At 40.5% G+C, this 12,807-nt stretch carries 10 protein-coding genes; 5 read left to right on the top strand and 5 right to left on the bottom strand.

All coding sequences use genetic code 11. From position 1 onward, the window contains the following. Positions 1-275: 275 nt before the first annotated feature. The gene (locus tag LG307_RS20055) at positions 276-983 is read right to left on the bottom strand and encodes a hypothetical protein (RefSeq protein ID WP_404445745.1); all 708 of its coding nucleotides are present in this window, start codon (positions 981-983) and stop codon (positions 276-278) included. 210 nt (positions 984-1,193) lie between these two features. Here LG307_RS20055 and LG307_RS20050 point away from each other — a divergent pair, with 210 nt between their 5' ends. Together LG307_RS20050 and rarD are read left to right on the top strand one after the other, a co-directional pair. Beyond that, a complete protein-coding gene (locus LG307_RS20050) occupies positions 1,194-2,408 on the top strand; it encodes a transglutaminase-like domain-containing protein (protein ID WP_404445743.1) in 1,215 nt (404 codons plus the stop codon). Between the two features lie 133 nt (positions 2,409-2,541). Next, a complete protein-coding gene (rarD, locus tag LG307_RS20045; protein WP_404445741.1) occupies positions 2,542-3,480 on the top strand; it encodes an EamA family transporter RarD in 939 nt (312 codons plus the stop codon). A gap of 87 nt (positions 3,481-3,567) precedes the next feature. On the opposite strand, the gene LG307_RS20040 is transcribed toward rarD, so the two are convergent. Next, positions 3,568-4,812, bottom strand: coding sequence for a helix-turn-helix domain-containing protein (locus LG307_RS20040; RefSeq protein WP_404445739.1), 1,245 nt, complete (start codon positions 4,810-4,812; stop codon positions 3,568-3,570). Positions 4,813-5,142: 330 nt separating this feature from the next. Between LG307_RS20040 and LG307_RS20035 the strand changes: the two genes are divergently transcribed. From LG307_RS20035 to LG307_RS20025, 3 genes are all read left to right on the top strand, one after another. Further along, positions 5,143-8,577: a S8 family serine peptidase gene (locus LG307_RS20035; protein WP_404445737.1), complete on the top strand. Its 3,435-nt coding sequence runs from the start codon at positions 5,143-5,145 to the stop codon at positions 8,575-8,577. A 174-nt stretch (positions 8,578-8,751) separates the two neighbouring features. Continuing rightward, positions 8,752-9,129 (top strand): nuclear transport factor 2 family protein, encoded by a 378-nt coding sequence (locus LG307_RS20030; protein WP_404445734.1) that lies wholly within the window; start codon positions 8,752-8,754, stop codon positions 9,127-9,129. Between the two features lie 69 nt (positions 9,130-9,198). After that, complete coding sequence (locus LG307_RS20025; protein ID WP_404445731.1) at positions 9,199-9,654, top strand: hypothetical protein; 456 nt, start codon at positions 9,199-9,201, stop codon at positions 9,652-9,654. A gap of 65 nt (positions 9,655-9,719) precedes the next feature. Here the strand turns inward: LG307_RS20025 and LG307_RS20020 are convergent, their stop codons facing one another. The 3 genes from LG307_RS20020 to LG307_RS20010 are packed head-to-tail and all read right to left on the bottom strand — an operon-like array spanning position 9,720 to position 12,557. Then, entirely contained in the window at positions 9,720-10,700 is a 981-nt protein-coding gene (locus tag LG307_RS20020) for a glycosyltransferase family 2 protein (RefSeq protein ID WP_404450511.1), read from the bottom strand. 13 nt (positions 10,701-10,713) lie between these two features. Continuing rightward, complete coding sequence (locus LG307_RS20015; protein ID WP_404445728.1) at positions 10,714-11,094, bottom strand: GtrA family protein; 381 nt, start codon at positions 11,092-11,094, stop codon at positions 10,714-10,716. After that, complete coding sequence (locus LG307_RS20010; protein ID WP_404445725.1) at positions 11,091-12,557, bottom strand: hypothetical protein; 1,467 nt, start codon at positions 12,555-12,557, stop codon at positions 11,091-11,093. The genes LG307_RS20015 and LG307_RS20010 overlap by 4 nt, the downstream gene beginning before the upstream one ends. Between the last annotated feature and the right edge of the window lie 250 nt (positions 12,558-12,807).

The raw sequence follows: 12,807 nt of genomic DNA, 5'->3' as shown, positions 1-12,807 counted from the left end.
GTAGATATTTCTCGGGAAATTGTTGAAATATGATAAAGGGAAAATAAAGATGCGACACATTAATCCTTTATTAGTTAAAAAAATCGCCTATGTTACACATTCCGTGTATCACAGGCGATTTTATAAAAAGGGATTTATAACGTATCGGGTATTGATATAGGTTTATGCATATTATGTAATGGCTTAAAGGAAGAAGCAATCCCTGCTAACAATACCCACCCTCGACATATCGCCCGGCGATACGCCGCTAGAAACAGTGCTAAGCTGCCCTTTGCTTACTTCTTGAATAACGAAATCAGCCAACTCCAATTGCCACTATCCCGTTTTTGCATCTCTTCTAGTCGCTTATTAAATTCATTCTGGGATAACCATTCTTTTTTCTGTTCGTCGCGCATTTTCTGTATTTCTTCTTGTAAGAGTTCGGTTCTTTCTCTTTCTTGTTCCAAAAGAGTTTCATAGTGGGCTCTTTGTTGTTCTGTTAATTTCTCAATCTTATTGTTCGTTTTTTGTGCCGTATTTCCGATGCTGGAACTAATGAAATGATGGTCCTGTTGAAGTTGTGATACCGTTGTTTTAATATGGGACATATCGTTTTTCAATTGGATATTCATTTCACGTGCTGCGGCAAGTTCATTTACTAAGTATTTAAAGGCTTCTTTAATCTGGTTCGGATCGCTTGGTAAAGTTTCGTTCGTATCGGGTAGCGCTATATCTGTTTCCGACATGTTTTCCAAGCGCTCTTTTTGTTGCTCCACTATATCGCGTGCCGTGCTGTCGAGAGGCTTGTCCGTATCGCGCAGCGCTACAAGTGCTTTAACATCTGATTCAACAAAGATCCGCCTGTCTCCATCCTTTAAAAACTCGTATCCATTCCGCTCTAGTATCTGTCCATATTTCCGTACAGTAGGGGTGGCAATCCCCACTTCTTCCGCTACTTCCTTGGTCGAATATGCCCGTTCATGTGGTTGTATATCGTTTCGCATATCGCACCTCCTATCTTTTAATATGAAGGTTTTGTGGTCTTTTGGCAAGGGGTATATCGGGTATAAATGTTAAGTGAGTACATTATTTCTTAATAAAATGTGAAGCTAGTATCTATAAAGTTTTTGCTGGAAAATAAAAGGATTATAGAGAATAACCAAGAATGTAAGATATGTAACCCTAACCTATGTTTCAGGAAAGAAGGTTTGAATATGTCCTTAACAAATACTAATTTTAAAAGTGAAAAATCAAAAGTTATATATGAATATGAATATAAAAACCGTGAAGAAGGGCTAACGAAACTTTGGTTAGCGTGGCCAGCTGAAAATAAGGTGAAGGAAGTTCAGGTTACCCGTCCGCCTAATCGACTTTCCACCAGTGTAGATCAAGAAATCGCTTATTACGAATTGAAAGAGGGTGAGCAAATCCAGCTCTCTTTTAAAAGTGGTGCATATCATCCAGAGGACTCTTCCGAAATTCTTGCAAATGAAGCGAGAACCTTTTATTTAAGATCTACCGTTTTATCACCACTCACAGAAGAAATTAGAGGATTGGCACTGGAGATAACTACCGGAGCTGAAGGAGCATGCGATAAAGCAGAACTCCTTTTTTACTATTTAGTAGATAACTATGAATATGTATATCCTCCAAAAACACGGGGTGCGACTGCTTTTTTGGATGAAAAAAAGGGGGATTGTGGCGAATACTCCTTTCTTTATACTGCTTTATGCAGGGTACTGAACATTCCCTGCCGTACAATTGTCGGAAGCTGGGCAGTGGGTAAAATGCAGGCGCATGTGTGGAATGAAGTGTATCTAGAAGAAACGGGCTGGATCCCCGTGGATTGCAGCATGGCTTTTCTCCAAAAAAAGAAGAAGTTGCAGTTTCTCTTTAGTGATATTCGCACACTCCCATGGAAAAAATATTTTGGTACTACAGAAGGTCAGCGGATTGTCTTTTCAACGGATGGGGAAATTCCTCTTGAACCAACATACATAGAAATAGAGGCTAATTCATTATCTAATAGGAACATATTTTTTAAAATAGAAGGAAGACCTTTTCACTGGGGCTTCGAAGCTATCAATGGATCTGCACCATATATGCAGCCCTCCTATGTCAGGTTTGATGAAAGAAATTTGCAGGAAGGTACAAAAATTGATAATAGGAGTTATCTTGGTGAGTGGAAGATAAAGGAGACTGGCTTAAGGAGAGTCAGCTTCTTGTTGAAGAGAATCTCCATAATTGTTGCAGTCCTAGGTTTTATACTCGGACTCTTCCTAGATAATCGCATATTAGACATACCAGCAAGTTTTGCGCTTGTTTTAGTAGCTGTCTCATTTATTATAAGAAAGGAGCGGCCGTTGTTATTTGGAGTTTTAACAGTGTTCCTGCTGCTTTCCTTTATGTCAGTGTTAAACGGTACGTAGGTCTGAATTCAATAAAAATGAAGGTAGCAGATGGCTGCCTTCATTTTTTTCGTATCTCGAAACTTTTTCGTTGCTTTTCTGTTTGAACGGCCCTACACTAAAAACAAATATTGTTAGCAAAGAGGGTACAGTAATGAATGAAACAGCAGGAAATAGGGAGTTCGGAGTAGGAGTTGCCTGTGCAGGCTTATCTTATTTTTTATGGGGAATCCTCCCTTTGTTTTGGAAGTTAGTGGACGACGTACCTGCAGGGGAAATACTTGCACACCGGATTGTGTGGTCGCTTGTGTTTATATTGCTTATTTTAGCTGTATTGCGGAAGTTACCAGCGTTTTCTTTAGAGCTTAAGGCGCTTGTTAGAAATCGAAAGCGGCTTATAGGAATCAGTCTTGCTTCTGTTTTTATCAGCATCAACTGGGGCCTGTACATCTGGGCGGTGAACGCTGATCGTGTAATCGAAGCGAGCCTCGGCTACTACATCAATCCGCTGGTAAGCATTTTACTTGCCGTTATAGTGTTGAAAGAAAAGCTGACTGGTCTTCAGACGTTGTCTATTATTCTAGCAGGAGCTGGTGTGCTCGTGCTGACTTTCAGCTTCGGGACTTTTCCATGGGTAGCGATGATGCTTGCTTTGAGTTTTGCGTTTTACGGTCTGATTAAAAAGATGGTTCAGGTGGGGGCGCTTGTGGGGCTGGCGATTGAAACTTTGTTGATCACGCCTTTTGCACTGTTGTTTTTGGGGTATGTGCATGGAGGGAGTGCCGGTGGAGGAGCATTTGGCGGCAGTATCGGTGTGACATTGCTTCTGTTGCTAGCCGGTGTGGTTACGGCCGTTCCGTTGTTGCTTTTCGCAAGCGGCGCGAAGAGAATTCCGTTATCAATGGTAGGTTTGCTGCAGTATTTTGCCCCAACCATCAAACTGATTATGGGTGTATATTTGTTCCATGAGCCGTTTACTAGTGTGCATCTAGTCGCGTTTGTTTGTATATGGGTGGCGCTTGGGCTTTATACCTTTACGTTAATGAAAAGTTGGCGGGTAAGGCATGCAGTTGTCCCATATAGAAGTTTATAAATACTGCAACGCTCCCCATCTTTTTTACATAAAAGAGTGGGGAGCTTTTTTTAGTAAGAAACAATCAATATAAAAAAGGCTGCCTTCTTAAAAGTCTCCCATCTCCACATACTTCTTCGTCAATTTACATGCCTTTTCATATTCACCTTTCTCGCAATAGTAGTGAAAGAGTTCTCGTTCGTATAAAGTGAGAATGGTCTGATTTCCTTCAGCTTGAAGCTGTGGGAGAAAGATTTCTTCGAGGAACCGGTAGTACTCTTCATCTCCTTTCTTATTGAGCTGCAATTGGAGAGCGTGAAAGGCATGAAGATAGGTATGGTTCGACATTTTCTCGGCCAAGTAAAAACCTGTCTGTAAGTGATCCTCCAGTTCTTCTTTTATGTAACTTTCGCTCATAAGTGAACTGTGAATATAACCCCTTAAGGCTCCTAGCTTGAGGTGAGGGAGAAAAGGCTTTTCGCACTGTTTCAAGACCATTTGATAGGCTTCTATTGCTTCTAAGTAGAGTCCTCTGAATGTGTTGTGTACCCCGAGATTATGCCATATGTATACCTCTTTGGCTCCTTCATTATATCTACGACAACTTTTAATCAGGTCTTGGTAGTTGTTTAAAGCAACGTCCTTCAAGTAAATAGGATCAGAATCCATCTGAGAAAGCATTAGTAGCTGTGTGTCTAAAACACGCTTGAAGTTGTTTGTTTTTTGAAAATAAGACAGGGCAAGATTACAGTAATGATAGGCTTTTACCTTCGAACCCATTGCATGCAAGGCGGAAGCAAGATGATAGTAAAATTCATGATTAGAATATTCCAGTGGATTTACATCTATTAAATGTTGAGCAGCTTTCTTAGTTTTCCCGACCGATAAGCAATAGATGCCCAATGTGTGAGAAAGCAGATTCTTATTCTTTCGTTCGAGGTATTCAGAGCGGGTTTGAATCTGTTCCAATAGATTCCTTCCACGTTCTAAATTTCTCTTTGTCAGCCAGTATCTTGCTAGCAGGATTCGATAGGTTTGTTGCACTTGAGGGATATGTATAAAAGTGTTCGCCTCTATATCTTCTTTTATATGATCAAGCTCATCGGTCTCTTGATGAATCATCATTTGCAGCCAATCATCTAACAAATTCTCCAACTGTTCATAATCGGCCAATTCTTTTTTAAGGTCAATATTCAGCCTTTCGCAAATAAGATCAGTGATTTCAGCAGAATATTTAGTGTTCCCACTCTCTATCTTACTGATGTGGGTGACAGAGCATATTCCTTTCCCCAGCTGCGTCTGAGTCATCCCCGAACGCTCACGATATAACTTAATGATCAACCCTTCTTTCATCCTTTTCACCACCGATATTTTACCCTATCTTAGCATTTATTTTAGTCAGGTAATAGGCAGTAAAAGGTGGTTGGATGTCTATTTTTTACACCTGAAAAACGTAGGTTTGGGAAAATTAAATACTCCTCATTGAAACCAATAGAGCTGATTGTTTTTCATCCTGAGTCTTTTTGGCTATAAAAACTAGTCTATTACTCTCGGTTGATATATTAATAGATTTGGAAAAACCCAGTTAAAACCCAGATATTAACCCAATTTACAGACAAAACTTGTCCCTCTAAGATTAAGGATAGAATCATAGAAAACTATTAACTATAAGAGGGTGAAAAGATGAAACGAACCAAGCGACAAGCACTATCTATTTTATTTATTTTTGTACTACTGTTCAATGGATTTGCATCGCAAGCTAGTGCTGGATTTGAGTACTCTAAGGAAACGGACGCTAAATTGGACATTCTGAAGAAAGGACCAGCAGGGCAAGACATCTTTAATATGTTTGAACAGGAGAACAACGATCTTTTATATGGAGAAAAGATTGAGTCATCTAATCCAAATGAAAAAGTAAGATTAATAGTTGAAGTAGAGGATAAGAGAGATTCCTCCCAAACAGAGCAACAAATAGAAAAAGTGAAAACTAGCCTAGTAAAAGCTAGAAATATTTCAGGGAAAATAAGACATACCTACACAGAAGGTTTTTATGGATTCAGTATGGAGTCCACTTTAGGCGAAGCAGAGAAAATTCAGAGCATGAATGGTGTGAAAGGTGTACGTATCGCCAAGACCTACGAGCATACTGTTGTAAATAGCAAGGACTTGGTAGAAGCGATGAATGTATGGACAAAATACAACTATCGTGGAGAGGGGATGGTTGTTGCGATCGTCGACTCCGGAATAGATTATCGTCATGAGGCGCTGACGCTTTCTGAGAATGGAAAAGAACATGCAAAGCTTAATCAGGATAATATCCAGAAAAAATTGGATGCCACGGAAATCGCTGATAAATGGTACACAGACAAGGTACCTTCAGGCTATGACTGGGCAGACAAAGATGATGATGTTATCCCTGCAAAGAGCTCTCATGGTACACATGTGGCAGGAATTGTCGGAGCATTTGAAGAGTCCCAGAAAAAAGCGGTCGGCGTAGCCCCGGATGTGCAGCTGCTAGCCGAAAAAGTCTTCTCTGATACAAGAAGCTATGCGTATGATGATGATATCGCAGCAGGAATCTACCATGCTGTGGAGCTTGGTGCAGATGTCATCAACTTAAGTTTAGGATCGGATGCAGGCAGTGTAGATGCGAATGATCCAGTTCAGCGTGCAATCCAGTATGCAACAGAACAAGGGGTGCTGGTTGTTGCTTCAGCTGGAAATGCCGCGTACAGCACTAAACAAAGCCTGTTGGAGCGTTCTAAGCTACCACTGGCAAAGAACCCTGATATTGGGCTTGTTGGAGATCCTGGTATAACGCCTTATGCCCTTCAAGTAGCCTCTTCTGAGAATGATCTTATGAAGGTAGATGGATTTCGTTTAAATGATGGTAGTGTGCTAGGCTACCAGATTCAGCCGAACATCAAGAAACCGATTGATCATCTAGACCCGACAAAGGAATATGAGGTCGTTTATGTGGGAGAGGGATTGACAGCAGATTTCAAAAATTTGGGATCATTGGAAGGGAAGATTGTCCTCTCCAAACCAGCAAAGGCCTATGCCTTCTATTCTACAGTACAAATAGAAGCAAACAAGAAGGGAGCGGCAGCGGCAATCGTCATTCCACCACCAGGTGTGTCGGATTATTCTTCCCTTTATTTTAGTGCATATTCCATTCCTGCTGTCACCACTGAGCAGGAAAAAGGGAATAAGCTAGTTGAACTTTTACTAAGTGGTGAAAAGGTGACTGTGCAATTATCCGATGAAGGACTATGGGTGCAAAATACAGCAACAGAGCCTATGTCTTCCTTTTCCTCCTTTGGTTCACCTACCGACTTAAGTTTTAAACCGGAAATTACAGCACCAGGTGGAAAAATCAACTCAACGGTCATCAATAACCAATACGAAACAATGAGTGGAACCTCCATGTCGAGTCCACATGTTGCTGCAGGTGGTGCCCTCTTGCTTCAAAAGTATTATCAGGAGTGGGAGCTTCCTAAAACAATGGAAACAGTCTTGAAAGCCAAAAATGCACTTATGAATACATCGATGCTTTTAACCAATCCAAAGCATGAAAACACGGTATATTCACCACGCAGACAAGGATCGGGTATGATGAAAATCGAGCAGGCACTAACGACCCCATACTTGCTTCAGCATGTTGGAGTGCCACTTGAACAAGCTGCTTCTGTCGCACTTAAAGAGATTGACCGTACCTTTGACTTCACGTTGAATGTCGAAGCGTTGAACAAAGATCTTGTTCACCCAGAACATCAATATGAAATCTTTGTCGATGTGTTGACAGATGAAACGGAAAAGAGAACCTATGAGGGAGTAGAAAGAGAGTATTTAACTTTAAACTCTATTCCAGTAGAAAATGCTTCTATTAAGATTAATGGAAAACAACAAAAAGGAAACAGCAAGTTCCAATACAAGCCACATCGTGATGACAAAGTGAACATTTCGATCACCTTGCCAAAAGAACTTAGTGATGGCCGCTTTGTTGAAGGGTATGTACGTTTTGTTCCGAAGGGAAGCTCTGTAAAGGAGTTAACCAATTTGTCCATTCCTTTCATGGGCTATTACGGAGATTGGAGTGCCATCTCCAATGTGGATGAAAGCCCAGTAACCGGCGATGCCTACCTTGGCTATACGGTCCTGTGGAATGAAATACTGGACCTGCCATTAGGATACGATGGAGCTACCGGAACCTTTGATGCTGATGCAATAGGGGTTTCCCCAAGATCCACCAGTTCAGGTGCTTATCCTTCCTTTACGGCTCTACGTAATCTGAAGGAAATGACCCTGAGTATTCAGGATGAAAACGGAAACACTGTATCTACTATCGGAAACTTCGAAGAGTTCACAGAAGATGGAAGCCCATACCCGTTCCGCAAAAATATCATGAGCTACCGGAATTACTATTATTCTTTTGAATATCCTTTCTGGAACTCTCTTGATAACGAAGGAAACATACTTCAAGAGGGACAATATTACTATGTTTTTACTAGCACTCTTGACTATGAAGGTGCAGAGCCACAAGAAACGAAAGTGCCAATAAAAGTGGATACGGTAGCACCTGTGGTGAAAAACTTGAAAGTGACGGAACAGCAGGATGAATCCTATAAAATTACTTGGGATGTGGAAGAAGAGGGAACAGGTTATATCGGAAGCATGATTTGGGTGAATGGTTCCTATAAAAACCTCAGAGACAGCAAGTACGAATATATTTCTTCTGTTAAGCCTGAGATCGTCATGGTATCCTCTATCGATGCTGCCCGAAATGTAGGGGTTGGCTATGTCGGCAATGAAGAATTGAAACACGCTGATCCATTTATCAACTACCTTCACGTATCCGGGACCAATATTAATGAAAACAAGCCAGCATCCATCACTGTATTCGGCTATAAACGACTTGACTGGCACTTTGTCATTACAGATGCTGAAGGGAACTCCTTGGAAGAAGCAAACATTGACAATGAACACTCTATATACGGCCTACGTTGGACTCCTGACGCAGACTATCCTGAAGGGGACTATTACGTAACCGTAACTGGTACAGATGAAACTGGACTAACCTTAACTTCTGCACCAAGAAAAATGACAATAAAAAGATAGATGGTATTCCCAGGCTCCTTTGCTTTATTAGCAGAGGGGTCTGTTTTATTTTCGGATGGTGAAGGACTTATGCTAGCAAAAGACGAAGTTTATGAAGAGTATCTATTATCATGGTTCAATCGAGGTAGATGTTAAGGTAAGCAAAATACTACATACATGAAAGGTTGAGATAAAATGATTAGTAATATATACAATGAGGCAGCCATCTCATTTCTCCAACTGGTGGCCTCAGGAAAAATCCGTGAAGCATTCGAACGCCACATTGCCACTGATTTCTGTCACCACAATCCTTATTTTCGAGGGGATGCTGAATCGCTCATGCAAGCAATGGAAGAGAACGCGGCTCAAAGCCCGAACAAAACGCTTGAAGTGAAGCATGCAATTGCGGATGGAAATACCGTGGTTGTGCACTCTCATATCAAACAGCATCCAGATGACACCGGAGCGGCAGTTGTTCATATTTTTCGTTTTGAAGGAGATAGGATAGTGGAGATGTGGGATGTCGGCCAGGCAATTCCGGAAGAGTCACCAAATGAGCATGGGATGTTTTAATGAATGATTCTGGCGGGTATTGCACCTTATTATGCCAAGGCGAAACTACCAAGGAAGCAGGCGAACCCCATGGATTTTTTCGAAAAAATAAAGAGTGGCGTCAACCAACTCAAAGACAGTAAGGGCATTCCGGTCCCAATCACTGCCTATATGTTGCAAGAGGTCCTTAAGAGAAACGAAAAACTGCAAGAAGTTGCGGTGGAAATTACAGAAGGTGAAATCATTGTCATCGGCAAAGCGAAAGCGGATCTTAAGGTGGCTAAAAAGGATGTGTCATTTTCCATTACCCTTCAGCCGGTTCGGATGGAAGGAAGAGAGATTATTTTTAAAATTGCCAAGCTAAAGCCGTTTAACCTTAGCATTCTTAATAAACGTATTTTTGATAAGCCGCCGCATCTTACCTACAAGAGTGGCCATATTACCATCGATTTTAATGGATGGGAGCTTGTTCGGAAGATTCCAGTTGGGAAAATAAAGAGCTATCAAATTGGTGAGGGAAGCATTGTGGTGATGGTAGGGGTGTAGGAAATGAAAATATAAAAGGCAAAGCCAGAATGGACATGAATTTCTTGGCTTCGCCGTTTATTCTTTTATTTCATCATACTAGGAAGTTTATTAATACTTTTCGTCTGCTCACTATCACTGAGATTGACTGTCTCCCTTACTACATAAATTGGGCGGTTCTTACTTTCATCATAAATCCGTGCAATATATTCTCCCACAATCCCCATACCAAGCAGCTGAATTCCGCTGAAGAATGTGATTGCCACCATAATGGAAGCCCAGCCGGCCTCGACTTCCTGCCCAAAAAGCTTAACTAGAATGGTGTAGGCAAGGACGCCAAAAGAAACCAATACAGATAAGAAACCAAGTGACATCACTATTTTTAAGGGCTTAGTGGAAAATGCGATAATCCCATCAGAAGCAAATCGGAGCATTTTACGCAGAGGATACTTCGTTTCACCCGCGAATCTCTCATCTCGTTCGTACTCAATGAAGGTCTGCTTAAAGCCGATCCAAGAAAACATTCCGCGAACAAAGCGGTTTCGCTCGGTCATTTGTGTGAATACGTCTGCTACTTTCCGGTCTATAAGTCGGAAATCACCTGTGTCCTTGGGAATTTCAATGTCTGCCATATAATTAAGAAACTTATAGAAATATTTTGCGGTCAGGAGTTTGAATTTTGTTTCGCCTGCTCGTTTCTTTCGTTTAGCATATACGACTTCATAGCCTTCCTGCCATTTCTCAATAAGGGAAGGGATGACTTCAGGCGGGTCCTGCAAGTCGGCATCAATAATGATGATTGCATCCCCGCTAGCATAATCAGCTCCTGCGGTAACTGCTGTCTGGTGACCGAAATTTCGTGCAAAGTTAACGATTTTCGCCTGCGGATCCATTGCGGCTATTCCATTTAGTATCTCCATCGTCCGGTCTGTACTACCATCATTGACGAAAATAAATTCATAGTTGATATAATGCTCATCCATGACACCCTTCAGCCTGTTATAGCATTCCTGCGCCACTTCTTCCTCAAAATACATTGGCACCACAATTGATATTAAATCTCTCATCATTTTTCCTCCATTATCCTACTTGCTGTTCTTGACGAAATGTCCATTTGGAATTTATGAAATAATTTATGGCCAACCCTGCACCTGTTGCGAACAAGTTGGCGATAATCGGTTGTAGCCCGGCATAGTCCACTAATAAGAAAAGAAGGAGCGTATGTACACCAAGCGTCACCATATTGACTACGACAAATTTATAAAAAATGGATGCCTTATCTCTCTTATCTTTGAAAACCCATTTTTTGTTCCAATAATAGCTGTTCAGCATGCCCAATATATATCCCATCACATTTGCAGCCAGATAGTTTATTCCAATAAAGAAAAAAAACGTGAAGCTGGCGAAAGTGATTAACGTGTTGAAAACACCGACTGTTCCGAACTTAAGCAATCTTTTCATTCGATAGATCTCCTGAATTTTATTTTTAAATAACTCATACAACTCATTAAAATAATTAAAGGGGTGACACTTACCAGATAGCGTGAACGAGTCTCCCATAAAAGAAAGAAGAAGAAGTAGCCGATAATGCTTAGCATGCAGAATGTGACAAAAGCCTTTCTATCTTTAACCAATGTGAATGCCAAAAGCAATCCAATAAATAAAATCAAATGTTGGACCCTCGCATAACCTTGAAGGATATCTCCAGATTTATAGTCGAGTAGACTTGTAATGTTTGTCGGCTCAATCGGATTCCTCTTAATTTTATTCAGGGAATAATACGTCCCGTCCGTCCAAGTGTGAGTTATTTTTTCAAGGTTGAATTTCAGGTTTCCAAGCAGTCCTTTTTCCTGGAAGCGGTGCTGAAGCTCCTCAAAATGAATGTTGGAAACCTCTTCCCTAGGATGTGTCATCAACAGCTGCTTAGTCCACTCCACATCATCACCTGAGTATTTCCCAAACCGCTCATTATTCTGCGCCATTACCAGCCAATGGGAAACGGGAAAACTGGTCTGAGCTAGTTGACGTTTATCCAGAATGTCCAGTTGGTAAAGGGCTGTGTTAAATAATGTCTTTACTAAAAAAAGCATCACAAATGGAAGGATAAAATATGCCCTTTTCCACCCATTCATATAAAGGAGAAGGATGATACTAAAAGCAATGACAAAAATAATAAGGGATCCTTTTAAAAGCATTCCTAAAGAAAAAATGAAGGCAGCTAACAGGATGATTGATAGATTCTTCTTGAGTTCTCCATTTTCATCTAGCAATAAATACAATGGCAGAAGTAAAAATATTAGTGATATTGTATCCGTGTAGACTACCGGTGCGAAAAAGATATAAGGGAAGAACAGTACGCTTACCGCAAGACTTATCATACCAACGGATTTATCAGCAACCTTTAAGGCAATACGGAAAATCATATACTGACTGGCAATAATTATTAATATATTAAAAAGAATATAGACACCAAGGTCCGGGGTGAAAAGCTTGCCTATCAGCAATAAAATGGAAAATAAAAAGATGTTGTTGGGATAGATGGAAAAGTAATCGGAAACCTCACCAGTCTCCAAGTATAGTTTCGCTCCGTTCACAAGCGCCCCAAAATCCCATGAAGGCCTGACTGCAAAAAATTTGACTACAATTAGCTGTAAAATTAGGCTGAATCCTAAAAGTCCGACAGACCAAACGGCAATTGGAATCTTTTCTAGTAAACCAGCAATTTTTTTTCGGAAACCAATTAGTGTCCCAAATAGCAACAAGGCAATTACTAGTGTCATGACCTCAAAATATTTAGGAGACATCGTACTGATTGAATGGTGTCCACTCGTTTCAAAAACATTTATGCCAACAATCAGAGCAATTACGGTAAAAAAGATAACATAGATTATTTTCTCTAAAAAATTAAATATACTAGCGCTCACGGCTGGTTCTCCTTAGCAGAACCAAGCAAAAGCAAATTTTTGAATTTTTTCATTCTCATAACCAAAAACTTCCTTATCTTAGAAAATATTTCAACCTTTTAGATTATATTACAGAAAAGAATTTCTAACAATGACTTAATAAGGAAGTTCATATTAAAAAAATGTACGTTTTTAACCCTCGATAAACCCAATCAAACTAAACTTTCATTCATAGAATAATAGAGAAAATAGAGGACAAGGTGCCCTATCA

It is taken from the genome of Sutcliffiella horikoshii, from assembly GCF_044809035.1.
GTDB classification, from domain to species: domain Bacteria; phylum Bacillota; class Bacilli; order Bacillales; family Bacillaceae_I; genus Sutcliffiella_A; species Sutcliffiella_A horikoshii_G.
This window is presented reverse-complemented; position numbering and strand designations above follow the sequence as displayed.